The sequence below is a fragment of the Streptomyces sp. NPDC051136 genome (assembly GCF_044455745.1).
GTDB lineage: Bacteria > Actinomycetota > Actinomycetes > Streptomycetales > Streptomycetaceae > Streptomyces.
This window is the reverse complement of record NZ_JBITFE010000011.1, coordinates 156841-183709: the sequence shown is the minus strand read 5'-3', so window position 1 is coordinate 183709 and position 26869 is coordinate 156841. Positions and strand designations below refer to the sequence as shown.

Annotated in this window: 27 protein-coding genes; 21 read left to right on the top strand and 6 right to left on the bottom strand. The window is 72.3% G+C overall.

The window, feature by feature from the left end:
• The first annotated feature begins 182 nt into the window (after window positions 1-182).
• From leuC to ACIBCJ_RS29565, 4 genes are all read left to right on the top strand, one after another.
• Complete coding sequence (gene leuC, locus ACIBCJ_RS29580; RefSeq protein WP_362102429.1) at window positions 183-1613, top strand: 3-isopropylmalate dehydratase large subunit; 1431 nt, start codon at window positions 183-185, stop codon at window positions 1611-1613.
• A 5-nt stretch (window positions 1614-1618) separates the two neighbouring features.
• Window positions 1619-2212: a 3-isopropylmalate dehydratase small subunit gene (gene leuD / locus ACIBCJ_RS29575; RefSeq protein WP_362508569.1), complete on the top strand. Its 594-nt coding sequence runs from the start codon at window positions 1619-1621 to the stop codon at window positions 2210-2212.
• A gap of 286 nt (window positions 2213-2498) precedes the next feature.
• Window positions 2499-2729 carry a hypothetical protein gene (locus ACIBCJ_RS29570; protein ID WP_133889503.1) on the top strand — a complete coding sequence of 77 codons (231 nt, stop codon included), beginning with the start codon at window positions 2499-2501 and terminating at the stop codon, window positions 2727-2729.
• A 137-nt stretch (window positions 2730-2866) separates the two neighbouring features.
• Window positions 2867-3523 carry an HU family DNA-binding protein gene (locus ACIBCJ_RS29565; RefSeq protein WP_362102422.1) on the top strand — a complete coding sequence of 219 codons (657 nt, stop codon included), beginning with the start codon at window positions 2867-2869 and terminating at the stop codon, window positions 3521-3523.
• Window positions 3524-3634: 111 nt separating this feature from the next.
• Here ACIBCJ_RS29565 and ACIBCJ_RS29560 read toward each other — a convergent pair whose 3' ends face one another.
• Window positions 3635-3856, bottom strand: a complete 222-nt coding sequence (locus ACIBCJ_RS29560; protein ID WP_362508572.1) for a hypothetical protein — start codon at window positions 3854-3856, stop codon at window positions 3635-3637.
• Window positions 3857-3865: 9 nt separating this feature from the next.
• Window positions 3866-4504, bottom strand: a complete 639-nt coding sequence (gene cofC / locus ACIBCJ_RS29555; protein WP_365981150.1) for a 2-phospho-L-lactate guanylyltransferase — start codon at window positions 4502-4504, stop codon at window positions 3866-3868.
• A 143-nt stretch (window positions 4505-4647) separates the two neighbouring features.
• Here cofC and ACIBCJ_RS29550 point away from each other — a divergent pair, with 143 nt between their 5' ends.
• The 3 genes from ACIBCJ_RS29550 (at window position 4648) to ACIBCJ_RS29540 (ending at window position 7728) form a co-directional block, all read left to right on the top strand.
• Window positions 4648-5436 (top strand): lysophospholipid acyltransferase family protein, encoded by a 789-nt coding sequence (locus tag ACIBCJ_RS29550; protein WP_362102413.1) that lies wholly within the window; start codon window positions 4648-4650, stop codon window positions 5434-5436.
• Window positions 5433-6443, top strand: a complete 1011-nt coding sequence (locus ACIBCJ_RS29545) for an NAD(P)H-dependent glycerol-3-phosphate dehydrogenase (RefSeq protein ID WP_362102410.1) — start codon at window positions 5433-5435, stop codon at window positions 6441-6443. The genes ACIBCJ_RS29550 and ACIBCJ_RS29545 overlap by 4 nt, the downstream gene beginning before the upstream one ends.
• Window positions 6444-6558: 115 nt before the next feature.
• A complete protein-coding gene (locus tag ACIBCJ_RS29540) occupies window positions 6559-7728 on the top strand; it encodes a D-alanine--D-alanine ligase family protein (RefSeq protein ID WP_133889497.1) in 1170 nt (389 codons plus the stop codon).
• Window positions 7729-7920: 192 nt separating this feature from the next.
• Here the strand turns inward: ACIBCJ_RS29540 and ACIBCJ_RS29535 are convergent, their stop codons facing one another.
• A complete protein-coding gene (locus ACIBCJ_RS29535; RefSeq protein WP_133889496.1) occupies window positions 7921-8154 on the bottom strand; it encodes an Lrp/AsnC family transcriptional regulator in 234 nt (77 codons plus the stop codon).
• 245 nt (window positions 8155-8399) lie between these two features.
• Here ACIBCJ_RS29535 and ACIBCJ_RS29530 point away from each other — a divergent pair, with 245 nt between their 5' ends.
• Together ACIBCJ_RS29530 and thiD are read left to right on the top strand one after the other, a co-directional pair.
• Window positions 8400-9368: a thiamine-phosphate kinase gene (locus tag ACIBCJ_RS29530; RefSeq protein ID WP_133889495.1), complete on the top strand. Its 969-nt coding sequence runs from the start codon at window positions 8400-8402 to the stop codon at window positions 9366-9368.
• Window positions 9365-10162, top strand: a complete 798-nt coding sequence (thiD, locus tag ACIBCJ_RS29525) for a bifunctional hydroxymethylpyrimidine kinase/phosphomethylpyrimidine kinase (RefSeq protein WP_362102405.1) — start codon at window positions 9365-9367, stop codon at window positions 10160-10162. The genes ACIBCJ_RS29530 and thiD overlap by 4 nt, the downstream gene beginning before the upstream one ends.
• 389 nt (window positions 10163-10551) lie before the next feature.
• Here the strand turns inward: thiD and rpmB are convergent, their stop codons facing one another.
• Window positions 10552-10737, bottom strand: coding sequence for a 50S ribosomal protein L28 (gene rpmB / locus ACIBCJ_RS29520; RefSeq protein ID WP_003993230.1), 186 nt, complete (start codon window positions 10735-10737; stop codon window positions 10552-10554).
• A 266-nt stretch (window positions 10738-11003) separates the two neighbouring features.
• Between rpmB and ACIBCJ_RS29515 the strand changes: the two genes are divergently transcribed.
• The 9 genes from ACIBCJ_RS29515 to mutM all read left to right on the top strand — a co-directional run bounded on the left by ACIBCJ_RS29515 (window position 11004) and on the right by mutM (window position 20233).
• A complete protein-coding gene (locus ACIBCJ_RS29515) occupies window positions 11004-12725 on the top strand; it encodes a DAK2 domain-containing protein (protein ID WP_365981149.1) in 1722 nt (573 codons plus the stop codon).
• A gap of 60 nt (window positions 12726-12785) precedes the next feature.
• On the top strand, window positions 12786-15023 hold the full coding sequence (gene recG / locus ACIBCJ_RS29510; RefSeq protein WP_362508581.1) for an ATP-dependent DNA helicase RecG: 2238 nt from the start codon (window positions 12786-12788) through the stop codon (window positions 15021-15023).
• Window positions 15024-15078: 55 nt separating this feature from the next.
• A complete protein-coding gene (rsmD, locus tag ACIBCJ_RS29505) occupies window positions 15079-15666 on the top strand; it encodes a 16S rRNA (guanine(966)-N(2))-methyltransferase RsmD (protein ID WP_362102396.1) in 588 nt (195 codons plus the stop codon).
• 26 nt (window positions 15667-15692) lie between these two features.
• Window positions 15693-16172: a pantetheine-phosphate adenylyltransferase gene (gene coaD / locus ACIBCJ_RS29500; RefSeq protein WP_362102704.1), complete on the top strand. Its 480-nt coding sequence runs from the start codon at window positions 15693-15695 to the stop codon at window positions 16170-16172.
• Window positions 16173-16293: 121 nt separating this feature from the next.
• The gene (locus ACIBCJ_RS29495; protein ID WP_362102393.1) at window positions 16294-17409 is read left to right on the top strand and encodes an ATP synthase F0 subunit B; all 1116 of its coding nucleotides are present in this window, start codon (window positions 16294-16296) and stop codon (window positions 17407-17409) included.
• A 165-nt stretch (window positions 17410-17574) separates the two neighbouring features.
• Window positions 17575-18228 (top strand): DUF177 domain-containing protein, encoded by a 654-nt coding sequence (locus tag ACIBCJ_RS29490; RefSeq protein ID WP_133889488.1) that lies wholly within the window; start codon window positions 17575-17577, stop codon window positions 18226-18228.
• Window positions 18229-18230: 2 nt separating this feature from the next.
• Window positions 18231-18404, top strand: coding sequence for a 50S ribosomal protein L32 (gene rpmF, locus ACIBCJ_RS29485; protein WP_003951102.1), 174 nt, complete (start codon window positions 18231-18233; stop codon window positions 18402-18404).
• A gap of 7 nt (window positions 18405-18411) precedes the next feature.
• On the top strand, window positions 18412-19242 hold the full coding sequence (rnc, locus tag ACIBCJ_RS29480) for a ribonuclease III (RefSeq protein ID WP_362102389.1): 831 nt from the start codon (window positions 18412-18414) through the stop codon (window positions 19240-19242).
• A 130-nt stretch (window positions 19243-19372) separates the two neighbouring features.
• Window positions 19373-20233 (top strand): bifunctional DNA-formamidopyrimidine glycosylase/DNA-(apurinic or apyrimidinic site) lyase, encoded by an 861-nt coding sequence (gene mutM / locus ACIBCJ_RS29475; protein ID WP_362102386.1) that lies wholly within the window; start codon window positions 19373-19375, stop codon window positions 20231-20233.
• Here mutM and ACIBCJ_RS29470 read toward each other — a convergent pair.
• Together ACIBCJ_RS29470 and ACIBCJ_RS29465 are read right to left on the bottom strand one after the other, a co-directional pair.
• The gene (locus ACIBCJ_RS29470; RefSeq protein WP_362102383.1) at window positions 20223-20627 is read right to left on the bottom strand and encodes a helix-turn-helix domain-containing protein; all 405 of its coding nucleotides are present in this window, start codon (window positions 20625-20627) and stop codon (window positions 20223-20225) included. The genes mutM and ACIBCJ_RS29470 overlap by 11 nt on opposite strands.
• An 86-nt stretch (window positions 20628-20713) precedes the next feature.
• On the bottom strand, window positions 20714-21919 hold the full coding sequence (locus ACIBCJ_RS29465; RefSeq protein ID WP_365981148.1) for a CAP domain-containing protein: 1206 nt from the start codon (window positions 21917-21919) through the stop codon (window positions 20714-20716).
• A 176-nt stretch (window positions 21920-22095) separates the two neighbouring features.
• Between ACIBCJ_RS29465 and ACIBCJ_RS29460 the strand changes: the two genes are divergently transcribed.
• The 3 genes from ACIBCJ_RS29460 to smc all read left to right on the top strand — a co-directional run bounded on the left by ACIBCJ_RS29460 (window position 22096) and on the right by smc (window position 26834).
• Complete coding sequence (locus ACIBCJ_RS29460; protein WP_007444898.1) at window positions 22096-22377, top strand: acylphosphatase; 282 nt, start codon at window positions 22096-22098, stop codon at window positions 22375-22377.
• Between the two features lie 378 nt (window positions 22378-22755).
• Window positions 22756-22968: a hypothetical protein gene (locus ACIBCJ_RS29455; RefSeq protein ID WP_003973418.1), complete on the top strand. Its 213-nt coding sequence runs from the start codon at window positions 22756-22758 to the stop codon at window positions 22966-22968.
• Between the two features lie 311 nt (window positions 22969-23279).
• Window positions 23280-26834: a chromosome segregation protein SMC gene (gene smc / locus ACIBCJ_RS29450; protein WP_365981147.1), complete on the top strand. Its 3555-nt coding sequence runs from the start codon at window positions 23280-23282 to the stop codon at window positions 26832-26834.
• Window positions 26835-26869 lie beyond the last annotated feature (35 nt).

The following is a 26869-nucleotide window of genomic DNA, read 5'->3' as shown; positions in this document are numbered from 1 at the left end:
TCTCACTCTGTGAAACGCAAGTTCAATTTTCCATGGAACGCGCCACCCTGGACGGCAGGAAGTCACAACGGCCCGTGACGAGAGGGCCTGGTGGCGGCTGCCCGGAAGCACAGGGGTGCGGGCACCGCTTCCCCAAGATCTCTAGTTGGGTCGGCGCCTCGTCGCCGACCGAAGGGAAAGCGATGGGTAGGACACTCGCGGAGAAGGTCTGGGACGACCACGTCGTCCGGCGCGCCGAGGGCGAGCCCGACCTCCTCTTCATCGATCTGCACCTGCTGCACGAGGTGACCAGCCCGCAGGCCTTCGACGGCCTCCGCAAGAGCGGCCGCCCGGTGCGGCGGCTCGACCTGACCATCGCCACCGAGGACCACAACACCCCGACGCTCGACATCGACAAGCCCATCGCGGACCCGGTCTCCCGGGCCCAGCTGGAGACGCTGCGCAAGAACTGCGCGGAGTTCGGTGTCCGGCTGCACCCGCTGGGTGACGTCGAGCAGGGCGTCGTGCACGTCGTCGGCCCCCAGCTGGGCCTGACCCAGCCCGGCACCACCGTGGTCTGCGGCGACTCGCACACCTCGACGCATGGCGCCTTCGGCGCGCTGGCGTTCGGCATCGGCACCTCCCAGGTCGAGCACGTGCTGGCCACCCAGACGCTGCCCATGGCCCGCCCGAAGACCATGGCGATCACCGTCAACGGCGAACTGCCCGACGGCGTCACGGCCAAGGACCTGATCCTGGCGATCATCGCGCGGATCGGCACCGGCGGCGGCCAGGGCTACATCCTGGAGTACCGCGGCGAGGCCATCGAGAAGCTCTCGATGGAGGCCCGCATGACCATCTGCAACATGTCGATCGAGGCCGGCGCCCGCGCGGGCATGATCGCCCCCGACGAGACCACCTTCGCCTACCTCCAGGGCCGCCCGCACGCCCCCGAGGGCGCCGACTGGGACGCCGCGGTCGCGTACTGGAAGACGCTGCGCACGGACGACGACGCGGAGTTCGACGCCGAGGTGGTCATCGAGGCCGCCGAGCTGGCTCCCTTCGTCACCTGGGGCACCAACCCGGGCCAGGGCGCGCCGCTCTCCGCCGCCGTCCCCGACCCGGCTTCGTACGAAGACGCCTCGGAGCGCTTCGCCGCCGAAAAGGCGCTGGAGTACATGGGGTTGGAGGCCGGTCAGCCGCTGCGCTCCATCCAGGTGGACACGGTCTTCGTAGGCTCCTGCACCAACGGCCGCATCGAGGACCTGCGCGCCGCCGCCGAGATCGTCCGGGACCGCAAAGTCGCCGACGGCGTACGCATGCTGGTCGTCCCGGGTTCGGCGCGGGTCGGTCTGCAGGCCGTCTCCGAGGGTCTGGACGTGGTCTTCAAGGAGGCCGGCGCCGAATGGCGGCACGCGGGCTGCTCGATGTGCCTGGGCATGAACCCGGACCAGCTGGCCCCGGGTGAGCGCTCCGCGTCCACCTCCAACCGCAACTTCGAGGGACGCCAGGGCAAGGGCGGCCGAACCCACCTGGTGTCGCCGCAGGTCGCGGCCGCGACGGCGGTCCTGGGCCACCTCGCCTCCCCGGCCGACCTGTCCGACGCCGACGTCCCCACGCCCGCTGGAGTCTGAGAGTCATGGAAGCGTTCACCAAGCACACCGGCCGGGCCGTCCCGCTGCGCCGCAGCAACGTCGACACCGACCAGATCATCCCCGCCCACTGGCTCAAGAAGGTGACCCGGGACGGGTTCGAGGACGGGCTGTTCGAGGCCTGGCGCAAGGACCCCGAGTTCGTGCTCAACCGGCCCGAGCGCGAGGGCGCCACCGTCCTGGTCGCGGGCCCAGACTTCGGCACCGGCTCCTCCCGCGAGCACGCCGTCTGGGCGCTGCAGAACTACGGCTTCAAGACCGTGATCTCCTCCCGCTTCGCCGACATCTTCCGGGGCAACTCGCTGAAGAACGGCCTGCTCACGGTGGTCCTCGACCAGAAGACCGTGGACACGCTGTGGGAGCTGGTGGAGAAGGACCCGCAGGCCGAGATCACCGTCGACCTGGAGGCCCGCGAGGTCCGCGCCGAGGGCGTCACCGCGCCCTTCGAGCTGGACGAGAACTCCCGCTGGCGCCTGCTCAACGGGCTGGACGACATCTCGATCACCCTCCGGAACGAGGCGGACATCGCCGCGTACGAGGCGAAGCGCCCGTCCTACAAGCCGCAGACCCTCCAGGTCTGACCCCCGGAGCCCCGGCGCGTCTCCCCAGGGCTCCCGCAAGGTCGAGTTTCGGCCACCCAACATTCCCGCCGTACCCCCGATCAGCCCGATCGGGGGTACGGCCGTTTCCGGATCCGCCCGAGGCCGTCCGCGGCGGGTGCGACGGACAACTTCCCACGTTAGAGGCGTGGTTGCCGGGGTACTTCCAGTCCTGAGGACCGACTTCCGAGTGCGCCGGGAAGGCCGTTCGAGGCGGCAGTTGCCCCCTGCGCAGGCGACAACTCGCCCCAGATGGCACAATCTGTGCATGGAACACGACGGCCAACTCGAGCTCTATACGGCGGTCGCGGTCCGGCTCAAGGAAGCGCACACAAGAGTGCGCGCACTGCAAGTCCCGGAGGGCGTACGGATGGCGCTGACCCGGAAGCTGCTGGTCATTACGGCCGCGGCCAAACACGATCTCGCCGGTGCGGCACGGCGCCTGGATCGGTTCACCGACGACCTCGACGCGGGTCGATTCCCCGAAGAGGAAGGCTGAACCGGCCGGGAGAGCCCGAATCCGTTGCGGCACAAGGGTGATAAGCCCGTTTCGTGTTTGATTTGCGGTATATATCTGCCTAACGTGCGAAAAAGCTTGAACACATTCGTTCTGGCGATGTCTCCGAAGGGGAAGACGTGAACAAGGCGCAGCTCGTAGAAGCGATTGCCGACAAGCTGGGCGGCCGGCAGCAGGCCGCCGACGCTGTCGACGCGGTCCTGGACGCCCTCGTCCGTGCCGTCGTCGCGGGCGACCGGGTCTCGGTCACCGGCTTCGGTTCTTTCGAGAAGGTCGACCGTCCCGCCCGCTACGCCCGCAACCCCCAGACGGGCGAGCGGGTTCGGGTCAAGAAGACCTCGGTGCCGCGCTTCCGCGCGGGCCAGGGCTTCAAGGACCTGGTGAGCGGCTCGAAGAAGCTCCCGAAGAACGACATCGCGGTCAAGAAGGCCCCCAAGGGCAGCCTGTCCGGCCCGCCGCCCACCATCTCCAAGGCCGCGGGCAAGAAGGCCGCCGCCAAGAAGGCCACGGGCGCCGCGAAGAAGGCCACGGGCGCGGCCAAGAAGACGGCCTCCGCGGCGAAGAAGGTCACCGCGAAGAAGACCACCGGAGCGGCGAAGACGACGGCGAAGACGACCACCGCCAAGAAGTCCGCAGCCAAGAGCACCACGGCGGCGGCGAAGAAGACCGCCGCCAAGAAGGCCCCCGCGAAGAAGGCGACCGCCAAGAAGGCCCCGGCCAAGAAGTCGACGGCCCGCAAGACCACCGCCAAGAAGGCCACCGCCCGCAAGAAGTAGCAGGCAGCGACGAGCAGCAGCAGGCGAACGGGCACAGGGCACTCACGCGCCGGGCCGGACTCCCTCTCGGAGTCCGGCCCGCGGCGTGTGCGGGGCGGCGTGCCCCGCGGATCAGAACGTCTGCAGCGTCACCAGCGTGATCCGGCGGCCCGCGCCGGCGCCCGCGTCCTCGGCCGCGTCCTCGGTCTCGATGCGCACCCGCTGCCCGGGCCGCAGCAGCCTCAGGCCGCCCGCGTCGAACGCCGCCGCGTCGAAGGGCACGGGCGTGCCGTCGTCGAGCAGCACCTGCCCGCTGCGGCTTTCGGGGTCGTACGTGTACGCGGTCGCCTGCATGCCGGCAGCCTACTGCCCGGCGATCAGCAGCCGCGCCGCCACCGCGGCCGTACGGGGGCCCACCCCGAGCGACAGCGCGGAGCGCAGATCACCGCCGGTGTCCACGTCCTGGCGTACGGAATCCACCGCTTCGGGACACAGTTCCACCGCGCCGGACGCCCGGTGCCTGGAACGTGAATCCGCACCGAATGCCGGGGCCAATTCGCGGCCCGGTGCCACGGCCAGCAAGGTGGTGCCGATTCCGGCGGCGTCCGGCAGGAAAGAACGCGGGAATTGCCCGGCCGCGGCGAGCACCCGGGCCAATTCGGCCGGCCGCAGTGCGGGAAGATCCGCGTTGAGCGCGGCCACCGCACTGTCGGGCCGGCGCGCCCGTACCACGGACGCTCCGTGCGCCAACGCGGCGTTCAGGCCGCCGTCGGGTTCGTCCGCGACGATGCCCGCGCCGAGCGCCGCCAGCTCCCGCGCGGCCCGCGCGTCGTCCGTGACGACTGCCACATCCGCGACCGCCGGGCAGGCCAGCGCCGCTGCCACGGTGTCCTGTGCGAACGCGAGCGCGAGTCCCGGCCGCACCCCGTCGTGCGCGGTGTCCGCCAGCCTGCTCTTGGCCCGGGCGAGGGTCTTCACGGGTACGACCAAGGTCCACTGCACGAGCGTTCCGTCCTTCTCTCGTCGCCGTCATTGTCACCCGTGACACCTGGCGGTTCACTCTTCGGGGCGTACGGTGTTCTCGACAGACGGGCGGCCCGGGGCGACACTTGTCCGGCCCCAGGCCCTGGAGGAAAGGTGTCAGTGTGCCCCGCCGCAGAATCGGCTTCTGGTACCGCTTGGCCGCGGTGATCTGCAAACCGCCGCTGGTGGTTCTGATCAAGCGGGACTGGCGGGGAATGGAGAACATTCCGGCCGAGGGTGGATTTATCACCGCCGTGAACCACAATTCGCACGTCGACCCCTTCGCGTACGCGCACTACCAGTACAACACCGGACGCGTCCCGCGATTCCTGGCCAAGAGCGGCCTTTTCAAGAAGGGCTTCGTCGGCGCCGCGATGCGGGGGACCGGCCAGATCCCCGTCTACCGCGAGAGCACGGACGCGCTGAGCGCCTTCCGGGCCGCGATCGACGCCGTGGAGCGCGGCGAGTGCGTCGCCTTCTACCCCGAGGGCACCCTCACCCGCGACCCGGACGGCTGGCCGATGACCGCCAAGACCGGTGCCGCGCGCGTCGCCCTGCAGACCAGGTGCCCGGTGATCCCGGTCGCCCAGTGGGGCTGCAACGAACTGCTGCCGCCGTACGCCAAGAAGCCGAACCTCCTGCCGCGCAAGACCCACCAGGTGCTCGCCGGTCCGCCGGTCGACCTGTCGCGCTTCTACGGCAAGGAGATGACCGCGGACGTGCTGAGGGAGGCGACGGAGGTCATCATGGCCGCCGTCACCCACCAGCTGGAGGCGATCCGCGGCGAGAAGGCACCCGACACCCCCTACGACCCGCGCCGCGAGCGGATCGAACAGCGGCGCCGGACGCAGCAGGCGCAGTCGGCGCCGCCGCGGACGCACGGACCGCGGGCAGAAGGGCGGAGCACGTGAGCAAGCCCCTCAAGGCGGCCGTCTTCGGCACCGGGTCCTGGGGCACCGCCTTCGGCACGGTCCTCGCCGACGCGGGCTGCGACGTCACCCTGTGGGGACGCCGCGCCGAACTCGCCGACGCCGTCAACTCCACCCGCACCAACCCGGACTACCTGCCCGGCGTGGAGCTCCCCGGGAACCTGCGGGCCACCACCGACGCCGCCGAGGCCGCCCGGGACGCCGACTTCACCGTCCTCGCCGTGCCCTCCCAGACCCTGCGCGCGGGCCTCGCCGACTGGACGCCGCTGCTCGCGCCCGACACCGTCCTGGTGTCACTGATGAAGGGCGTCGAACTCGGCTCCGCGATGCGGATGAGCGAGGTCATCGGGGACGTCGCCAAGGTCGGCGCCGAACGCATCGCCGTGGTCACCGGACCCAACCTGGCCCGCGAGATCGCCGCGCGCATGCCGGCCGCCGCCGTGGTCGCCTGCCCCGACGAGTCCGTCGCCCGGCGGCTCCAGGCCGCCTGCCACACGCCGTACTTCCGCCCCTACACCAACACCGACGTCGTCGGCTGCGAACTGGGCGGCGCCGTGAAGAACGTGATCGGCCTCGCCGTCGGCATCGCGGACGGCATGGGCCTCGGCGACAACGCCAAGGGCTCCCTCATCACCCGCGGCCTCGCGGAGACCACCCGGCTCGGAGTCGCCCTCGGCGCCGACCCGCTGACCTTCTCCGGACTCGCCGGACTGGGCGACCTGGTGGCGACCTGCTCCTCGCCGCTGTCGCGCAACCACACCTTCGGCACCAACCTCGGCAAGGGCATGACGCTGGAGGAGACCATCGCGGTCACCAGGCAGACCGCCGAGGGCGTCAAGTCCTGCGAGTCGGTGCTGGACCTGGCCCGCAGGCACGGCGTCGACATGCCCATCACCGAGACGGTCGTCGCCATCGTGCACGAGGGCAAGTCCCCGGTGGTGGCCGTGAAGGAACTGATGTCGCGCAGCGCGAAGCCCGAACGACGCTGAGCGACGCCCGGCCGGGGCCGCACCGCAACCGGACCCGGAACCCGTCCGCCACCCGCGCCACGCGGCCCCGTCGACGCTGTCTCGCGGCACCGAGGGCGGGTACTCTCAACGCGATATGAGCACCGAGAACCTCCCCCAGAACCCCGAGCAGAGCCCTCAGCGGCCGCCCCGCAAGCCGCGGGTGGCCGTCGTGTTCGGCGGGCGCAGCTCCGAACACGGGATCTCCGTGGTCACCGCCGGCGCCGTCCTCGCGGCCATCGACCGGACGCGCTACGACGTCCTGCCGATCGGCATCACCAGGGACGGACGCTGGGCCCTCACCGCCGACGAACCGGAACGCATGGCGATCACCGAACGCCGTACGCCCGACGTCGAGGAACTGGCCGAGTCGACCGAGGGCGGCGTGCTGCTTCCCGTCGACCCCGCGAGCCGCGAGGTCGTCTACAGCGAACCCGGCTCGGTGCCCAAGGCGCTGGGCGAGGTCGACGTCGTCTTCCCCGTGCTGCACGGCCCCTACGGCGAGGACGGCACCCTCCAGGGCCTGCTGGAGCTGTCCGGTGTGCCCTACGTCGGCGCGGGCGTGCTCGCCTCCGCCGTCGGCCAGGACAAGGAGTACATGAAGGCGGTGTTCTCCTCCTACGGGCTGAAGGTCGGCCCGTACGTGGTGATCCGGCCCCGCGAGTGGGAGCAGGACCGTTCCGCCGCCCGCCGGAAGATCACCGACTTCGCCGGGGAACACGGCTGGCCGCTCTTCGTGAAGCCCGCGCGCGCGGGTTCCTCGATCGGCATCACCAAGGTCGACGACCTCTCCGGGCTCGACGAGGCGATCGAGGAGGCCCGCCGCCACGACCCGAAGATCCTGGTCGAGGCGGCGCTGCGCGGCCGGGAGATCGAGTGCGGGGTGCTGGAGTTCGAGGACGGCCCCCGGGCCTCGGTCCCCGCCGAGATCCCGCCGCCCTCGGAGCACGCGTACTACGACTTCGAGGCCAAGTACATCGACTCCACGCCCGGCATCGTCCCGGCCCCGCTCACCGAGGAGGAGACGGCCGAGGTCCGGCGGCTGGCCGTGGCGGCGTTCGACGCGGCCTCCTGCGAAGGGCTGGTGCGCGCGGACTTCTTCCTCACCGAGGACGACGAGTTCGTGATCAACGAGATCAACACCATGCCCGGTTTCACGCCCATCTCCATGTATCCGCAGATGTGGCAGGCGACCGGTGTGAGCTACCCGGAGCTGGTGGACCGGCTGGTCCAGGCGGCGCTGCGGCGGTCCACGGGGCTGCGCTGACACCCCGCTCCCCGGACGGCAGAGAAGGCGATCCCCTCGGGGGTCGCCTTCTCGCAGTATGATCAGCGGGTTTTCCCGTCCGGTCCGGGAACCGCCGCCGACTCGCTGTCGTCTGCCGAGGAGCAGCCCGCGACGGCGATCAACAGGGCGAGCAAGCGGGCAGCAGGCAGGCGGCGAACGGGCGGCGAGGGGCTAGAGATGGACGACCGGGCAGGTCAGGGTACGGGTGATGCCGTCCACTTGCTGGACCTTGGCGACCACCATGCGGCCCAGTTCGTCGACGGTGTCGGACTGCGCGCGGACGATGACGTCGTAGGGTCCTGTCACGTCCTCGGCCTGGATCACCCCAGGGAGCTTGCCGATCGTCTCGGCTACGGTCGACGCCTTGCCGACCTCGGTCTGGATCAGGATGTACGCCTGTACCACGGAACCTCCAGAGCGGCCACGAGGATCATGTGGGGAAAAGGAACGCCACGGTATCGCGTAGCCGCTCCCCTCGGGGAGACCCGCGGGCCGCGGACCTCCCGCGTCGGGGCGTCGGAGGGGCACGAGTCGACGATCACGCCGACCGTGGCGACGGTCATGTCGACCGTAACGAGCACAGAGATGACGCGCGACCGGGCACGGACACGGGCACGGACAGGGACTGGGACAGAAGGGGAGCCAAGGCGATGAAGGGCACTGTTGGTGAGCTGGGGGAGTTCGGGCTCATCAGGGAGCTCACCTCCCGTCTCACCACCACTCCCGCGGTCCGGGTCGGTCCCGGCGACGACGCCGCGGTGGTGGCCGCGCCCGACCGCAGGGTGGTGGCCAGCACCGACATCCTGGTGGAGGGGCGGCACTTCCGGCGGGACTGGTCCACCGCGTACGACGTGGGCCGCAAGGCGGCGGCCCAGAACCTGGCCGACATCGCCGCCATGGGGGCCGTGCCCACCGCGCTGCTGCTCGGCCTGGTCGTGCCCGCCGAACTGCCGGTGACCTGGGCGACCGAGCTGATGGACGGGCTGCGCGACGAGTGCCAGGTCGCGGGCGCCTCCGTGGTCGGCGGCGACGTGGTGGGCGGCGACACCATCACCGTCTCCATCACCGCCCTCGGTGACCTGCGCAACCAGGAACCGGTCACCCGGGCCGGCGCCCAGCCCGGCGACCTCGTGGCGGTGACCGGCTGGCTGGGCTGGTCCGCCGCCGGGTTCGCCGTCCTGTCCCGCGGCTTCCGCTCGCCGCGCGCCTTCGTCGAGGCCCACCGCCGTCCCGAGCCGCCGTACCACGCGGGCCCGGCCGCCGCGGGCCTCGGCGCCACCGCCATGTGCGACGTGAGCGACGGCCTGATCGCCGACCTGGGGCACATCGCCGAGGCCAGCAAGGTCAGGATCGACGTGCGCTCCGGGCAGATCGACATCCCGTCCCAGATGAACGACATCGGGCAGGCCGTCGGCGTGGACCCCATGCAGTGGGTGCTCACCGGGGGTGAGGACCACGCGATCGTGGCGACCTTCCCGCCGGACGTGAAGCTGCCCGCCCGCTGGAAGGTCATCGGCGAGGTCCTCAACCCCTCCGCGCTGCCCCAGGTGACGGTCGACGGCGCCCCCTGGACCAGCAAGGGCGGCTGGGACCACTTCGGCGGGGACGCGGAGTCGTGAGGCCGCCCCTGGTCCTCACGGTGGCGGGCTCCGACTCGGGCGGCGGCGCCGGCATCCAGGCCGACCTCAAGACGATGCTCGCCCTCGGCACCCACGGCATGAGCGTCCTCACCGCGGTCACCGCACAGAACTCCCTCGGCGTGCAGGGCGCCTGGGAACTGCCCGTGGACGCGGTGCGGGCCCAGTACCGCAGCGTCGTGGACGACATCGGCGTGCAGGCGGTCAAGACCGGGATGCTGTCCTCCGCCGAACTCGTCGAGACGGTCGCCGAGTTGCTGGCCGGCACCGACGCGCCCGCCGTCGTCGACCCGGTCGGCGTCTCCAAGCACGGGGACGCGCTGCTCGCCGCCTCCGCCCTGGAGTCGGTCCGCACCAGACTGCTCCCGGTCGCCACCGTCGCCACGCCGAACCTGGACGAGGTCACCCAACTCACCGGCGTACGCGTCGAGTCCGACACCGATCTGCGCCGTGCCGCGGCGGCCGTCCTGGAGTACGGGCCGCGCTGGGTGCTGATCAAGGGCGGTCACCTGGCCGGGGACGCGGTCGACCTGCTCACCGACGGATCGGAGGAGCACTGGCTGCGCGCCCCGCGCCTCGACAACCGGCACACCCACGGCACGGGCTGCACCCTCGCCTCGGCCGTGGCCTGCGGCCTGGCGAAGGGCCAGCCGGTGCCGGAGGCGGTGACGGCGGCCAAGCAGTACGTCACCGGGGCGATCGCGGCCGGCTTCGCGCTCGGCGGCGGCATCGGACCGGTGGACCACGGCTGGGAGCTCACGCGGGATACTCCCTGAGCGGTGGACCGGGCGCGGCACCCGGTCCCGTCGGGGAGGTCTTCCCCGTCCCTCGGCTGGAGCGCGTTCGCGGCACCGGCGGGCGTCTCGCCGCCGTACAGGCCGCCGCTCGGCCGGGCCGGGAGACCGTACGGTCGGCGGCGTCGGGGAGAGGGAGCGTCAGGAGCGCTCGGGACCTGGGGCCGCCGGGGCTGACGGGAACGCCGCCGCCGGTACGGACGGGCAGGGGGCCGACGAGAACCCCGGAGTGCGCTCCCGGGACCTTGGCACGCCGGCCCACCGGCGTTCCGGCCCGGCGAGGAAAGAGGGCACGGCAGAAAGCCGGCCCACACGAGGTGGACCGGCTCCATGCAGCGGACCAGGCAGTGGCCGCGCGCTCAGCTGATGCGTCAGCGCGAGACCTTGCCGGCCTTGATGCACGAGGTGCAAGCGTTCACGCGCTTCGGCGTCCCGCCGACCACGGTACGCACACGCTGGATGTTCGGGTTCCAGCGACGGGACGTACGGCGGTGCGAGTGCGAGATGTTGTTGCCGAAGCCCGGCCCCTTGCCGCAGACGTCGCAGTTGGCAGCCACGGGTCACTCCAAAGACTTCAGATGCACTTACGGTTGATCCCGGCATGCCGGGATCAAGCTCTCGGAGTCGCGAACGGTCCGGGATCTGAGTGGCGGTGCCAGGGGGAGAGCCCGATCGGGATCGGGCAACCGGAGCAGCATACAACGGCTGCTCCCGTACAACGAAACTACCACGGCAGCTCAGGGGCCCGTCCCGGCCCTCTTCCGGTGGGCCGGCCCGCCAAGGTCTACGCTGCCAGCCACGTCCGCAGTCCAGGGAGGCGCAGGTGGCGCAGGTGCCGCAGAGGTTCTTCGACGCTCTGGCGGTGCGTACCTGGTGCGGTCTGTCGCTGCGCGCGCTGGGGCGGGCACGCGAGGAGATCGACGCCATCAACGTCTACCCCGTCGCCGACGGGGACACCGGCACCAACCTCTACCTGACCGTCGAGTCGGCCGTCGCCGCGGTGGAGGCCGTCTTCGCGGCGCACGAGACGGACGACCGGCCCGCGGGCGCGGGCGAGGGGGTCGAGGGCGCGGGCGGCGGGCCCTCGCTGGCCGACGCCGTGGGCGCCATGGCGCACGGTGCGCTCATCGGCGCCCGGGGCAACTCCGGCACGATCCTCGCGCAGCTGCTGCGCGGCATGGCCCAGGTGCTCACCACGGGAGGTGACTCCGGCCACACCGGAGGTCCCGGTCTGCGGCTGGCCCTGCGGCACGCCGCCGTCTCCGCCCGGCAGGCCGTGGCCCACCCGGTGGAGGGCACCGTCCTGACCGTCGCCTCGGCCGCCGCCGACGCGGCCGAGGACGTCGAGGGCGACTGCGCCGAGGTGGCCCGCGCCGCCTACGAGGGCGCCCGCCTGGCGCTCGCCGCCACCCCCGGCCGGCTGCCCGTCCTGGAGCGCGCCGGAGTGGTCGACGCGGGCGGACGCGGCCTGGTGACGGTCCTGGCGGCCCTGGTGGAGACGTTCACCGGCCGGGCGCCGGAACCGTTCGCCGTGCCCCACGCGCGCGTGGAGCACGGTGCCGAGCACCCCGCCGGGGAGCACGCCCCGGGGAAGGAGTGCCCGGAGCCGGATGCCGGGAACGGCCCCGCCTTCGAGGTGATCTACCTGCTGGAGGCCGGGGACGCGGCCGTGACCCGGCTGCGGCAGCGACTCGACGCCCTGGGGGACTCCCTCGTCGTGGTCGGCGGCGACGGACTGTGGAACGTCCACGTGCACGTCGACGACGCGGGCGCCGCCGTGGAGGCGGGTGTCGAGGCCGGGCGGCCGTACCGCATCCGCATCACGCACTTCGGACAGGGTGACGCGCACACCACCGCGAGCGTGCGCACCCCTCGGGAGCGGGCCCAGCGCGCCGTGGTGGCCGTCGTGCCGGGGGAGGGGCTGGCGGCGCTGTACACCGAGGGCGGCGCGACCACCCTCCTCGCGCGCCCCGGGGAGCCACCCGCCAGCGGCGAGCTGGTCCAGGCCCTCCGGCGGGCCCACGCGCGCGAGGTGGTGCTGCTGCCCAACGACGCCGAACTGCGCCACACCGCCGCCGCGGCGGCCGAGCAGGCCCGCACCGAGGGCATCCGCGTCGCCCTCATCCCGACCCGCTCCGCGGTCCAGGGCATCGCCGCGCTCGCCGTGCACGAGCCCGAGCGGCGCTTCGACGAGGACGTGGTGGCGATGACCTCGGCGGCCGGCGCCACCCGCCACGCCGAGGTCACCGTCGCCGAACGCCAGTCCTGGACCACGGCGGGCATCTGCCAGGCCGGCGACGTACTCGGCCTCATCGACGGCGACGTGGCCGTGATCGGCGCGGACGTCGCCCAGGTCGCCGCGACCGTCCTGGACCGGATGCTGTCGGCGGGCGGTGAGCTGGTCACCCTCGTCATCGGCGACGAGGCGCCCCGCACCGTCGCCGACCACCTGGAGACCCGCGTCCGGGAGACCCACCTCGCGGTGGACACGGTGGTCTACCGGGGCGGCCGGCAGGGCGCCCTGCTGCTGGTCGGCGTGGAGTAGGCGCACGGGCAGGACCCGCCACGGCGCCCTTGTGGGCCGTTGTCAGTGGCGTGGTGTGCAATGGATCTCGTGCCCGCACTGCAAGAACCCCTCAAGAAGGTGCTCGGCCCCGCCACCGCGAAGGTGATGGCCGAGCACCTCGGCCTGCACACCGTCGGCGACCTCCTCCACCATTACCCCCGGAGATACGAGGAGCGCGGCCAGCTCACCCACCTCGCCGACCTGCCCATGGACGAGCACGTCACCGTGGTCGCCCAGGTCGCCGACGCCCGCCTGCACACCTTCGCCTCCTCGAAGGCGCCGCGCGGCAAGGGGCAGCGCCTGGAGGTGACCATCACCGACGGCAGCGGCCGCCTCCAACTGGTCTTCTTCGGCAACGGCGTGCACAAGCCCCACAAGGAACTCCTGCCGGGCACCCGCGCGATGTTCGCGGGCAAGGTCTCCGTCTTCAACCGCCGGCTGCAACTGGCGCACCCGGCGTACGAGTTGCTGCGGGCCGAGGACGGCGACGACGGCGCCGCCGAGAGCGTCGAGTCGTGGGCGGGCGCCCTCATCCCCCTCTACCCGGCCACCGCCAAGCTGGAGTCCTGGAAGCTCGCCAAGGCGATCCAGACCGTGCTGCCCAGCGCCCAGGAGGCCGTCGACCCGCTCCCCGGCTCGCTGCGCGAGGGCCGGGGCCTGGTCCCCCTGCCCGAGGCCCTCGTCAAGATCCACCGCCCGCACACCAAGGCCGACATCGAGGACGCCCGCGCCCGCCTGAAGTGGGACGAGGCCTTCGTCCTCCAGGTGGCCCTCGCCCGCCGCCGCCACGCCGAGACCCAACTCCCCGCCGTCCCCAGGCGGCCCAGCCCCGACGGCCTGCTCACCGCCTTCGACGACCGGCTCCCCTTCACCCTCACCGACGGCCAGCAGAAGGTCTCCCGCGAGATCTTCGACGACCTCGCCACCGACCACCCGATGCACCGGCTGCTCCAGGGCGAGGTGGGCAGCGGCAAGACCCTGGTCGCCCTGCGGGCCATGCTCGCCGTCGTCGACTCGGGCGGACAGGCCGTGATGCTGGCCCCCACCGAGGTGCTCGCCCAGCAGCACCACCGGTCCGTCGTCGAGATGATGGGCGAGCTGGCCGAGGGGGGGATGCTGGGCGGCGCGGAGCACGCGACCAAGGTGGTGCTGCTCACCGGTTCCATGGGCGCCGCCGCCCGCCGGCACGCCCTGCTGGACCTCGCCACCGGGGAGGCGGGCATCGTCATCGGCACCCACGCCCTGATCGAGGACAAGGTGCAGTTCCACGACCTCGGCCTGGTCGTCGTCGACGAACAGCACCGTTTCGGCGTCGAGCAGCGCGACGCCCTGCGCGGCAAGGGCAAGCAGCCCCCGCACCTGCTCGTCATGACCGCCACGCCCATCCCGCGCACCGTGGCCATGACCGTCTTCGGCGACCTGGAGACCTCCGTCCTGGACCAGCTCCCGGCCGGCCGCTCCCCGATCGCCAGCCACGTCGTCCCGGCCTCCGACAAGCCGCACTTCCTCGCCCGGGCCTGGGAGCGGGTCCGCGAGGAGGTCGCGGGCGGCCACCAGGCGTACGTCGTGTGCCCGCGCATCGGCGACGAGGACGACGCCCCGAAGAAGGACGCCGGGAAGAAGGCCGCACCGGACACGCCGCCCGAGGGCGACGCCGAGAAGCGGCCCCCGCTCGCCGTCCTGGACGTGGCCGGGCAGCTGGCCGAGGGCCCGCTCCAGGGGCTCAGGGTGGAGGTCCTGCACGGCCGGATGCAGCCCGACGACAAGGACGCGGTCATGCGCCGCTTCGCCGCCGGGGAGACCGACGTCCTGGTCGCCACCACCGTCATCGAGGTCGGGGTGAACGTCCCCAACGCCACCGCGATGGTGATCATGGACGCCGACCGCTTCGGCGTCTCCCAGCTGCACCAGCTGCGCGGCCGGGTCGGGCGCGGCTCCGCACCCGGCCTGTGCCTGCTGGTCAGCGAGATGCCCGAGGCCAGCGCGGCGCGGCAGCGGCTGAACGCGGTCGCCGCCACCCTCGACGGCTTCGAGCTCTCCCGCATCGACCTCGAACAGCGGCGGGAGGGCGACGTCCTCGGCCAGGCCCAGTCCGGCGCCCGCACCTCCCTGCGGGTGCTCGCCGTCATCGAGGACGAGGAGATCATCGCGCAGGCGCGGCAGGAGGCGGCCGCCGTCGTCGCCGCCGACCCGGAGCTGAGCGGGCTGCCGGGACTGCGCACGGCCCTTCAGGCCCTGCTGGACGACGAGCGGGAGCAGTACCTGGAGAAGGGCTGACAGACTGGGGGCGGACACCCTCCGCACACCCGAGCACACCGACAAGGACGCTGAAATGACCCGCGTGATCGCCGGCAAGGCCGGCGGACGCCGCCTGGCCGTCCCGCCGGGGACCGGCACCCGCCCCACCTCCGACCGCGCGCGCGAGGGCCTGTTCTCGACCTGGCAGTCGCTGCTCGGCGGCCCGCTGGACGGCGAGCGGGTCCTCGACCTGTACGCGGGCTCCGGCGCCGTCGGCCTGGAGGCGCTGTCCCGCGGCGCGGGACACGTGCTGCTCGTCGAGGCCGACGCCCGCGCCGCCCGCACGGTCCGGGAGAACGTCAAGGCCGTCGGTCTGCCCGGCGCCGAGGTCAGGACGGGCAAAGCGGAACAGATCATCCACGCCCAGGCTCCGGCCGAGCCGTACGACGTCGTCTTCCTGGACCCGCCGTACGCCGTCTCCGACGACGATCTCCGGGAGATCCTGCTCACACTCCGCACCCAGGGGTGGCTCGGGGCGCAAGCGCTGGTCACCGTGGAGCGCAGCACCAGGGGCGGCGAATTCCGCTGGCCGGACGGCTTCGAAGCGATCCGGGCCCGCCGCTACGGCGAGGGAACGTTTTGGTACGGTCGCGCCGCCGCTACGTGCGAAGACGCACGATGACCGGACCGGAGAGCGAGGGAACTCAAGTGCGCCGTGCCGTCTGTCCCGGGTCGTTCGACCCGATCCACAACGGACACCTCGACATCATCGCCCGTGCCTCCAGCCTCTACGACGAGGTCTACGTCGCGGTGATGATCAACCGGTCCAAGAAGGGCCTGTTCGAGATCGAGGAGCGGATCGACCTCATCCGCCAGGTGACCGCCGAGTACGGGAACGTCCGTGTGGAGTCCTTCCACGGCCTGCTCGTCGACTTCTGCAAGCAGCGCGAGATCCCGGCGATCGTCAAGGGCCTGCGCGCGGTCAGCGACTTCGACTACGAGCTGCAGATGGCCCAGATGAACAACGGCCTCTCGGGCGTGGAGACCCTCTTCATCCCCACCAACCCCACCTACAGCTTCATGTCCTCCTCCCTGGTCAAGGAGGTCGCGACCTGGGGCGGGGACATCTCCCACCTGGTGCCGCCGCTGGTCCTCGAAGCCCTCACGGAGCGCCTGAAGGACCGCTGACCGCCACCTCGCACGGCCCACGGAGACTGACAACCCGTCACCCGGTGTCCCCGGAACGTTCCGGGGTCGTACAGTCGTCCCGTCCGTCTCCAACACAGCTGTAGAGAGTGGCGAGCACACGGTGGACGTGCAGAAGAAGCTCGACGAGATCACCGCGATGGTCTCCGGCGCCCGCGCCATGCCCATGTCGGCCTCGTGCGTGATCAACCGCGCCGAACTGCTCTCGCTGCTGGAAGAGCTGCGCGCCGAACTGCCCGGTTCCCTCGCCCAGGCCCAGGAACTGATCGGCGACCGCGAGCAGATGGTCGCCCAGGCCCGCCAGGAGGCCGACCGGATCATCGAGGGCGCGCACGCCGAGCGCGGCTCCCTGATCGCCGGCACCGAGGTCGCCCGCCGCTCCCAGGCCGAGGCCGACCGGATCCTCGCCGAGGCCCGCCAGGAGGCCGAGGAGGTCCGCGCCGAGGCCGACGACTACGTCGACTCCAAGCTCGCCAACTTCGAGGTCGTCCTCACCAAGACCCTCGGCTCCGTGGGCCGGGGCCGCGAGAAGCTCCTCGGCACCGGACCCGGCCTCGACGAGAACGGCTACGAGGACGAGGACGCCCCCGAGCGCAGCCACGACCCCGAGACCCTGCGCCGCGACGCCGACGCCTACGTCGACACCAAGCTCGGCGCCTTCGAGGCCGTGCTGGCCAAGACCCTGGACGCGGTCGGCCGGGGCCGCCAGAAGCTGCACGGCCGGATCGCCACCGACGACCTCGGCGCCCTCGCGGACGACCCGACGACCGTCCAGCACTCCAGCGACGCCGACTACCTCGCCGGCCTCGCGGGCCTCGCCGACGCCCCCGCCCCGGCCGAGCACCCCGTGCAGCCCGCGTACGGCGAGCAGCAGCCCGCCGCGGCCCAGGTGCCGGCGCAGGCCGTGCCGGAGATGCCGGCCCAGGACCCGGCGTACGGCTACGTCCCGCAGCAGCCCGACCCGTACGCGGCCTACCCGCAGGCCTACGACGGCGGCCAGGACCCCTACGGCTACCAGCAGCAGGGCGCCGACCCGTACGGCTACCCGTACGACGGCGGGCAGCACGGCTACGAAGGACAGCAGGGCTACGCCCACCCCCCGCAGCCGCAGCAGCCCCCGCAGACCCAGCCGCAGGCGCTCGACGAGACCAGCCTCTTCGACACCAGCATGATCAGCGCCGAACAGCTGCGGGCGTACGAACAGGGCCGCGGACTCTAGGAGCGGGACCGCCGCCGCCTGGGCCACGGGGGCGGCCCAGGACCGGATTGGGCCGAGAGCGAATGGTCCAGTATCCTGGCTCTTCGGTCGCGCGTACGTCCGCGATCGCCGCTGCCCGGGAACACCGAAGGGCGGCGTCCCCCACCACGAAGACCGAAAGCAGGAATGGTTCTGAACGCGCGTCTCGACCACCGCGATCCCCTCGTGTTCGACACACACGAGCTGGGACGGCGGCCCGGTGCGCTCCAGCGCCTGACCCGCACGGTCGACGCTCCCAAGGACTTCGGTCTCCAGGGAGTCATCGGAGTGCCGGAAGGCGCCCCGGTGGAGCTCGATCTGCGGCTCGAGTCGGTCATGGAAGGGGTGCTCGTCACGGGTACCGCCCGTGCCAGGGCCGAGGGGGAGTGCGTAAGGTGTCTGGAGCCGCTCGAGCAGCAGCTCGAAGCGGACTTCCAGGAGCTGTTCTCGTACCCTGACGCCGACGACCGTGGCCGCCCCGTGGCGGAACCGGGCGACGACGCCGAGGACGACGAGGACAGGTTCTTCGTCGAGGACGGCCTGATCGGCCTCGAACCCGTGCTGCGCGACGCGGTGGTGCTCGCACTGCCGATGCAGCCGGTGTGCCAGGAAGACTGCCAGGGTCTGTGCTCCGAGTGCGGAGTGCGCCTGTCGGACGACCCGGACCACCACCACGACGCCGTCGACATTCGTTGGGCGGCATTGCAGGGACTCGCCGGTTCACTCGGAGACGGCGAGAAGGACGAGATGAGCGGCGACGGGCCAGAATCCGCGGACGCCGCCGAGAAGCAGGAGAAGTAGCCGTGGCTGTTCCGAAGCGGAAGATGTCGCGCAGCAACACGCGCCACCGCCGGTCGCAGTGGAAGGCTGCGGTCCCCACCCTGGTTGCGTGCGAGCGCTGCCACGAGCCCAAGCAGCAGCACATCGCGTGCCCGTCTTGCGGCACGTACAACAAGCGCCAGGTCCTCGAGGTCTGAGCGGCTGGTGAGAGGCACTGTGTCAGTCCCCAAGAAGGCGGAAGACGCCAAGGCGGACCCACCCGCCAAGAAGAAGGCGGACACCCAGGCCTCGTCCCACACGCTTCTGGAAGGGCGGCTCGGCTATCAGCTCGAGTCCGCCCTTCTGGTGCGTGCGCTGACCCACCGTTCCTACGCGTACGAGAACGGCGGTCTGCCGACGAACGAGCGGCTGGAGTTCCTCGGTGACTCCGTCCTCGGCCTCGTCGTCACGGACACGCTGTACCGCACCCACCCCGACCTGCCCGAAGGCCAGCTGGCCAAGTTGCGGGCCGCGGTGGTCAACTCGCGTGCGCTGGCGGAGGTGGGCCGTGGGCTCGACCTCGGTTCCTTCATCCGGCTCGGCCGCGGTGAAGAGGGCACGGGCGGCCGGGACAAGGCGTCCATCCTCGCCGACACCCTCGAAGCGGTGATCGGCGCGGTCTATCTCGACCAGGGCCTCGACGCGGCCTCCGAACTGGTGCACCGCCTGTTCGACCCGCTGATCGAGAAGTCCTCGAACCTCGGCGCCGGCCTGGACTGGAAGACCAGCCTCCAGGAGCTGACCGCGACCGAAGGGCTCGGCGTCCCCGAGTACCTGGTCACGGAGACCGGCCCGGACCACGAGAAGACCTTCACTGCTGCCGCCCGCGTCGGAGGCGTCTCGTACGGCACCGGCACCGGCCGCAGCAAGAAGGAAGCGGAGCAGCAGGCCGCGGAATCCGCGTGGCGGTCCATCCGGGCCGCGGCGGACGAGCGCGCCAAGGCGGCGGCGAACGCCGTCGACGTGGACCCCGACGAGACGTCCGCCTCCGCCTGACCCCACCCACCGCACGATCCGAACGCCCGTCCCGCACCCGGGGCGGGCGTTCGGACTCGTCGTCCGTCCACCAGGCCCGTCCACCCGCCCGGCTCACCGGACCGGTCCAGGGCGCACCCGAGGGGAAGCCATGCCCGAGTTGCCCGAGGTAGAGGTCGTACGGCGCGGCCTCGCGCGCTGGGTCGCCCACCGGACCGTCGCCGACGCCGAGGTGCTGCACCCGCGCGCGGTACGCCGGCACGTCGCGGGACCCGACGACTTCGCGCACCGCCTGGAGGGCCACCGGATCGGCACCCCCAGCCGGCGCGGCAAGTACCTGTGGCTGCCCCTGGAGGACACCGACCAGGCGGTCCTCGCCCACCTCGGCATGAGCGGCCAGCTCCTGGTCCAGCCGCACGAGGCGCCGGCCGAGAAGCACCTGCGCATCCGCGTCCGCTTCGCCGACGCCCTCGGCACCGAGCTCCGCTTCGTCGACCAGCGCACCTTCGGCGGCCTGTCCCTGCACGAAACGAGCCCCGACGGACTGCCCGACGTCATCGCGCACATCGCCCGCGACCCGCTGGACCCCCTCTTCGACGACGAGGCCTTCCACCTCGCCCTGCGCCGCAAGCGCACCACGATCAAGCGGGCCCTGCTCGACCAGTCCCTGATCAGCGGCGTCGGCAACATCTACGCCGACGAGGCGCTGTGGCGCGCCCGCCTGCACTACGAGCGCCCCACGGCGACCCTCACCCGCCCCCGCACCACCGAACTCCTCGGCCACGCCCGGGACGTGATGAACGCGGCCCTCGCCGTCGGCGGCACCAGCTTCGACAGCCTCTACGTCAACGTCAACGGCGAGTCCGGCTACTTCGACCGCACGCTCGACGCGTACGGCCGTGAAGGCATGCCCTGCCGCCGCTGCGCCACACCGATCCGCCGCCGGCCGTGGATGAACCGCTCCAGCTACTTCTGCCCGAAGTGCCAGCGGCCGCCGAGGATCACGCCGTAGGCGTGCGCTGCGCGTCGTACCGCTCGCGCGACGCCAGCACCTCGTCCATCCGCCCCTCCAGGCACTGGATGAGCGCCGTCAGCCGCTCGGCCACCTCACGCCCCAGCGGCGTGAGGTCGTAGTCCACGCGGGGCGGATTGGTGGGCTGGGCCTCGCGGTGCACCAGCCCGTCGCGCTCCAGCGCGTGCAGGGTCTGGGCCAGCATCTTCTCGCTGACGCCGTCCACCCGGCGCCGCAACTCGTTGAACCGGAAGGACGCCTCGTACAGCGCGCCGAGCGTCAGCGCGCCCCAGCGCCCCGTGACGTGTTCCAGGGTGCCGCGCGAGGGACAGGCCCGGGAGAACACGTCGAACGGCAGGTCCTGCTCCTGAGTGGACTCCTGCGTGGTCGACATGTCACCAGCGTACGTGAGCACAGCGCTGCGCCGCAGGTTGCGCGGAGCGGCGGACAGCGCGGGGAAGCGCCGCCCCCCGGGGGCGGTCAGTAGCCGAAGTCCTGTGTCCACCAAGGGCCGCCGGTGCCGAAGTGGACTCCGACGCCCAGGGTCTGGAAGTCGCAGTTCAGGATGTTGGCGCGGTGGCCGGGGCTGGCCATCCAGGCGTCCATGACGGCCTGGGCGTCCGCCTGGCCGCGGGCTATGTTCTCGCCCCCGAGGCCGCTTATGCCCGCTGCCGCCGCCCGGTCCCAGGGAGTGGCGCCGCTCGGGTCGGTGTGGTCGAAGAAGCCCTGGGTGGCCATGTCCTGGCTGAAGTCCTCGGCCAGTTCGCGCAGGGCGCTGTTGGCGGCCACCGGGGTGCAGCCCACCTTGGCCCGCTCGTCGTTGACCAGCTTGAGCACCTGCGCCTGGGCGACGGCCGCCTCCGAGACGGCGGCGGGCGCGCTGGGTTCGGCGGGCTTCCCGGTGGCCGTGCGGGAGGGCGTGGGCTTCGAGCCGGTGCTCGGCGTCGTCTTCGGCTTCTTCGTCTTCGACGGCGTCTGCGCCGGGGCCGCGGGCTCGGAGGCGGGCGCCGAGGTGGAGGGAGCGGCGGAGGACGCGGAAGGGGTGCGGGCGTCCTTGGAGGACTCCTCCTCGGACGGTGCCTCGGAGGACCGGGACGGCGAGGCGGAGCGGTCGGTGCCGCGGCTCGTGGCGGTGTCGTCGCCGCGGCCCGCCTCGGCGCTGCCCGAGGTGCCGCCCTGCTGGGAGGGGCTGTTCGTCGGGACGTCCTGGGCCTGCACCCGGTCGCCCCCGCCGGTGCTGCCGCCGATCCGGTAGTTGTCCAGACCGGGCACCACACCCGTGGCCACCGCCACCGTGCCGATGGCGACCGCGGCGGACACACCGAGCAGGCCGGTGCGGACCGGAGTGGCGACCTTCCTGCGGCGTCGGCGACGCCCGCCGCCGGGCTGCGAACCCCCGTCGGGCGTGTAGCCGTGGCTGGGGAAGGCGACGGTGCGGCCGGACCCCGGGCCCTCGCCGCCGTCCGGGCCGTCCGGGCCGTCCGCGAAGAGGTAGGCGTCGCTCCTGGCCCGGGCCTCGGCGTAGGCCTCGGGGTTCAGGTAGGGCGCGATCCCCATCGTGGTGGGGGTCTCGTCCGGGCCCGCCGCCCGGCCGCGGTCCCGCCCCGTCGTGCCGTCCGGCTGCCGGTCCTGCGCGGCGCGGCCCGTGGCGGCGCGGTCGGCGGCGGAGCGTCGGTGGCGTCCCATGTCCTGGCCTTCCTCGTCCTCGCGCTGGGCGTGCCCTGCGGTCGACTGTGCTCACGATCCACACGGAACTCACACCATCGAGTGAGTTTCAGGTGGGATTCATTGGGTCGGGACGGTACCGCATGACGCAAGGGGGTGAAGTGTCCCGCGAGACATTGACTGGTTAGGTTGCCGTCATGAGTGAGGATGTACGGCTGGTCGCATGGGTGCGGGGACAGGTCCAGGGCGTGGGTTTCCGCTGGTTCACGAGGGCCAGGGCACTGGAGCTCGGCGGGATGAGTGGTTTTGCTCTCAATCTGGGCGACGGCCGTGTCCAGGTCGTCGCGGAGGGCCCGCGCGAGCGCTGCGAGGGGCTGCTCGACTGGCTGCGCGGCGACGACACGCCCGGACGTGTGGACGGAGTCACCGAGATCTGGGACACACCCCGCGGGGGCTACGACGGCTTCGCCATCCGCTGACGTCCGGCCGCGGGAGGGCCGGCGGACGACGGGTCCGGCCCGCCCCGCAGGGGTGGTCGGGGCGAAAACGGGCAGGTAGTTGCCAAGGGCGGCCGCTCGTGGCAGGCTCCGCACGCAGAATGATCGCCACGCCCCGAGGGGCCCGCAGGAGTCGCAGCGTCGCCGTTTCCCGGCCGCATGCCCCCGGGCGCCCGCCAGTACGGGGCGTGATCGTGTTGACCGTCAAACTTTTTGGTGAGACGCTGAAAGCCCCGCGCACCTTAGCTGTTTGGCATGGTTGAACGGCAGTAAAAACTCAAGAGTGCCAAGCACCGCGGGTGCGATTCCCTCACGACCCACACCGCTTCGGTCGTCACTCATTGTGGAGGACCATCCATCATGGCAAAGGCGCTTCTCGGTTACGTCGGCGGCTCCGACCCGCGACTCCTCGCCGAGATGCGACGGCTCCAGCAGCGCGTCCAGGACCTGGAATCCGAGCTCGGACGAATCCAGGCGGAGAACGACGCGCTGGCGGCTGCCGCTTCTCACGACAGGATCATGGAGAGCATGGAGAGCGTTGACGCACACCAGGCGGAGCCTGCGCTCACCTGATCACTGCATCGCTCCATCACGGCACGGCAGTGTTCGGGCCCGCCCGTACAACCGCTCAGGTGTCAGAGTCTGCAAGGGACGCTTCGGCGTCCCTTCTTTCTTGTCCGCGGCCCCCGTCCCTGTCGGCCTCGTCGTCGGCCTCGTCGCACCCGCCGGCCTCGCTCCGCGCCCCCGCCTCCGGCCCCCGGCACTGCCCCGCGCAACCTTTCACCCTCTTCAACGTCTGATGTGCCCTGCGCGTTCACCCGCGAAACCGCGGCGGTTCACCGGTTCATGGAGTGAGACACACCCGAGAGGTAGAGTCCGACGGCGTGCACCTGAAGGCCCTGACCCTCCGCGGATTCAAGTCGTTCGCCTCGGCGACCACGCTCCGGTTCGAACCGGGCATCACCTGTGTCGTCGGCCCGAACGGCTCGGGCAAGTCCAACGTCGTCGACGCGCTCAGCTGGGTCATGGGCGAACAGGGCGCCAAGTCGCTGCGCGGCGGCAAGATGGAGGACGTCATCTTCGCCGGCACCACCGGCCGCCCGCCGCTCGGCCGGGCCGAGGTGTCGCTGACCATCGACAACTCCGACGGCGCCCTGCCCATCGAGTACGCCGAGGTCACCATCACGCGGATCATGTTCCGCAACGGCGGCAGCGAGTACCAGATCAACGGCGACACCTGCCGCCTCCTCGACATCCAGGAACTCCTCTCCGACTCCGGCATCGGCCGCGAGATGCACGTCATCGTCGGCCAGGGCCAGCTCGACTCCGTCCTGCACGCCGACCCGATGGGCCGCCGGGCCTTCATCGAGGAGGCCGCCGGCGTCCTCAAGCACCGCAAGCGCAAGGAGAAGGCGCTCAGGAAACTGGACGCGATGCAGGCCAACCTCGCGCGCGTGCAGGACCTCACCGACGAGTTGCGGCGCCAGCTCAAGCCGCTCGGCCGTCAGGCCGCCGTCGCCCGCCGGGCCGCCGTCATCCAGGCCGACCTCCGGGACGCCCGGCTCCGGCTCCTCGCCGACGACCTCGTGCGCATGCGGGAGGCGCTCCAGGCCGAGATCGCCGACGAGGCCGCGCTCAAGGAACGCAAGGAGAGCGCCGAACAGGAGCTGGGCAAGGCGCTGCGCCGCGAGGCCGACCTGGAGGACGAGGTGCGCCGGCTCGCGCCGCGCCTCCAGCGCGCCCAGCAGACCTGGTACGAGCTGTCCCAGCTCGCCGAACGCGTGCGGGGCACGATCTCGCTGGCCGACGCCCGGGTGAAGAGCGCCACCTCCGCGCCGCCCGAGGAGCGCCGGGGCCGCGACCCGGAGGAGCTGGAGCGCGAGGCCGCCCGCGTCCGTGAGCAGGAGGCCGAGCTCGAAGCGGCCCTGGAGGCGGCCGAACACGCCCTGGAGGACACGGTCGCCCACCGCGCCGACCTCGAACGCGAACTGGCCCTGGAGGAGCGCCGCCTCAAGGACGCCGCCCGCGCGATCGCCGACCGGCGCGAGGGGCTGGCCCGGCTCAGCGGTCAGGTCGGCGCCGCCCGCTCCCGCGCGGCCTCCGCCCAGGCGGAGATCGAGCGGCTGGCCGCCGCCCGTGACGAGTCCCGGGAACGCGCCGCCGCCGCCCAGGAGGAGTACGAGAGCCTCCAGGCGGAGGTCGACGGGCTCGACGCCGGCGACCGGGAACTCGCCGAGCGGCACGACGCCGCCCGGCGCGAGCTGACCGAGGCGGAGGCCGCCCTCGGCGCCGCCCGCGAAGCCGCCACCGCGGCCGAACGCGAACGCGCCGCCACACAGGCACGGCACGACGCCCTCGCGCTGGGCCTGCGCCGCAAGGACGGCACCGGCGCGCTGCTCGCCGCCAGGGACCGGCTCACCGGCCTGCTCGGCCCCGCCGCCTCTCTCCTCACCGTGACGCCGGGCCACGAGGTGGCCCTCGCCACCGCCTTCGGCGCGGCCGCCGACGCCCTCGCGGTGACCTCCCCTGCGGCCGCCGCCGACGCCATCCGCCTGCTGCGCAAGCAGGACGCGGGCCGGGCCGCCCTGCTGCTGGCCGGCGCTCCCGACGACGTACCGCACGAGCCGCGCGACGACGGGCCGCCGTACGCCGCCGACCTGGTCCGGGGGCCCGCGGACCTGATGCCCGCCGTACGGCGGTTGCTGCGGGGGATCGTCGTCGTCGCCACCCTGGAGGACGCCGAGGACCTCGTCTACGCCCGCCCCGGCCTGACCGCCGTCACCACCGAGGGCGATCTGCTGGGGGCGCACTTCGCGCAGGGCGGCTCCGCCGGGGCGCCGAGCCTCCTGGAGGTCCAGGCGTCCGTGGACCAGGCCGCCGCCGGGCTGGCGGAGCTGGGCGTGCGGTGCGAGGAGCTGGCCGGGGCCCAGGACGCGGCCGTGGCGCGGCGCCGGGAGTGCGCCGCGCTGGTCGAGGAGCTGGGGGAGCGGCGCAGGGCGGCCGACCGGGAGAAGTCGTCCGTGGCCCAGCAGCTGGGCCGGCTCGCGGGGCAGGCGCGCGGCGCCGCCGGGGAGGCGGAACGGTCCGCCGCCGCGGCCACCCGGGCGCAGGAAGCGCTGGACAAGGCGCTCATGGAGGTCGAGGAGCTGGCCGAGCGGCTCGCGGTCGCCGAGGAGATGCCGGTCGAGGAGGAGCCCGACACCGCTGCCCGCGACCGGCTCGCCGCCGACGGGGCCAACGCCCGCCAGACCGAGATGGAGGCCCGTCTCCAGGTCCGTACCCACGAGGAGCGGGTCAAGGGGCTCGCCGGGCGGGCCGACTCCCTGGACCGGGCCGCGCGCGCCGAACGCGAGGCACGCGCGCGTGCCGAGCAGCGGCGGGCCAGGCTGCGGCACGAGGCGGCCGTGGCCGAGGCGGTCGCCGCCGGCGCCCGGCAGCTGCTCGCCCACGTCGAGGTCTCGCTGACCCGTGCCGACGAGGAGCGTGGCCTGGCCGAGGCCGCCAAGACCCGGCGCGAACAGGAACTGGCCGCCGCGCGCACCGCCGGGCGCGACCTGAAGGCGGAGCTGGACAAGTTGACGGATTCAGTTCACCGGGGCGAGGTACTCGGGGCCGAGAAGCGGCTGCGCATCGAGCAGCTGGAGACCAAGGCGCTGGAGGAACTCGGTGTGGAACCGGCGGGACTCGCGGCCGAGTACGGCCCCCATCAAGAGGTGCCGCCCTCGCCCCCCGCCGAGGGCGAGGTGCTCCCCGAGGATCCGGACCACCCGCGCAACCGGCCGCGGCCGTTCGTCCGCTCCGAGCAGGAGAAGCGCCTGAAGGCCGCCGAACGCGCCTACCAGCAGCTCGGCAAGGTCAATCCGCTGGCGCTGGAGGAGTTCGCGGCGCTGGAGGAGCGGCACCAGTTCCTCAGCGAGCAGCTGGAGGACCTGAAGAAGACCCGCGCCGACCTGCTCCAGGTCGTCAAGGAGGTCGACGAGCGCGTCGAGCAGGTCTTCACCGAGGCCTTCCGGGACACTGCCCGGGAGTTCGAGGGCGTCTTCGGCCGGCTCTTCCCGGGCGGCGAGGGACGGTTGATCCTGACCGACCCCGACAACATGCTCACCACGGGTGTGGACGTCGAGGCCCGGCCGCCGGGCAAGAAGGTCAAGCGGCTCTCGCTGCTCTCCGGCGGGGAGCGCTCGCTGACCGCGGTGGCGATGCTGGTGTCGATCTTCAAGGCACGGCCGAGTCCGTTCTACGTGATGGACGAGGTCGAGGCGGCGCTCGACGACACCAACCTGCAGCGGCTGATCCGGATCATGCAGGAGCTGCAGGAGGCGTCGCAGCTGATCGTGATCACGCACCAGAAGCGCACGATGGAGGTCGCCGACGCGCTCTACGGCGTCTCCATGCAGGGCGACGGTGTGTCGAAGGTCATCAGTCAGCGGCTGCGCTAGTCTCCGACCTCTCTATCTTCAAGTCTTGAACGAGT

Excerpts from the sequence above, each read along its gene's own strand:
- leuC (WP_362102429.1), top strand. The coding sequence starts at position 183 with ATGGGTAGGACACTCGCGGAGAAGGTCTGGGACGACCACGTCGTCCGG.
- ACIBCJ_RS29460 (WP_007444898.1), top strand. The coding sequence starts at position 22,096 with ATGAGTGAGGATGTACGGCTGGTCGCATGGGTGCGGGGACAGGTCCAG.
- leuD (WP_362508569.1), top strand. The coding sequence starts at position 1,619 with ATGGAAGCGTTCACCAAGCACACCGGCCGGGCCGTCCCGCTGCGCCGC.
- mutM (WP_362102386.1), top strand. The coding sequence starts at position 19,373 with ATGCCCGAGTTGCCCGAGGTAGAGGTCGTACGGCGCGGCCTCGCGCGC.
- recG (WP_362508581.1), top strand. The coding sequence starts at position 12,786 with ATGGATCTCGTGCCCGCACTGCAAGAACCCCTCAAGAAGGTGCTCGGC.
- ACIBCJ_RS29540 (WP_133889497.1), top strand. The coding sequence starts at position 6,559 with ATGAGCACCGAGAACCTCCCCCAGAACCCCGAGCAGAGCCCTCAGCGG.
- ACIBCJ_RS29470 (WP_362102383.1), bottom strand. The coding sequence starts at position 20,627 with ATGTCGACCACGCAGGAGTCCACTCAGGAGCAGGACCTGCCGTTCGAC.
- ACIBCJ_RS29455 (WP_003973418.1), top strand. The coding sequence starts at position 22,756 with ATGGCAAAGGCGCTTCTCGGTTACGTCGGCGGCTCCGACCCGCGACTC.
- ACIBCJ_RS29530 (WP_133889495.1), top strand. The coding sequence starts at position 8,400 with ATGAAGGGCACTGTTGGTGAGCTGGGGGAGTTCGGGCTCATCAGGGAG.
- ACIBCJ_RS29560 (WP_362508572.1), bottom strand. The coding sequence starts at position 3,856 with ATGCAGGCGACCGCGTACACGTACGACCCCGAAAGCCGCAGCGGGCAG.
- ACIBCJ_RS29490 (WP_133889488.1), top strand. The coding sequence starts at position 17,575 with ATGGTTCTGAACGCGCGTCTCGACCACCGCGATCCCCTCGTGTTCGAC.
- ACIBCJ_RS29570 (WP_133889503.1), top strand. The coding sequence starts at position 2,499 with ATGGAACACGACGGCCAACTCGAGCTCTATACGGCGGTCGCGGTCCGG.
- rsmD (WP_362102396.1), top strand. The coding sequence starts at position 15,079 with ATGACCCGCGTGATCGCCGGCAAGGCCGGCGGACGCCGCCTGGCCGTC.
- ACIBCJ_RS29465 (WP_365981148.1), bottom strand. The coding sequence starts at position 21,919 with ATGGGACGCCACCGACGCTCCGCCGCCGACCGCGCCGCCACGGGCCGC.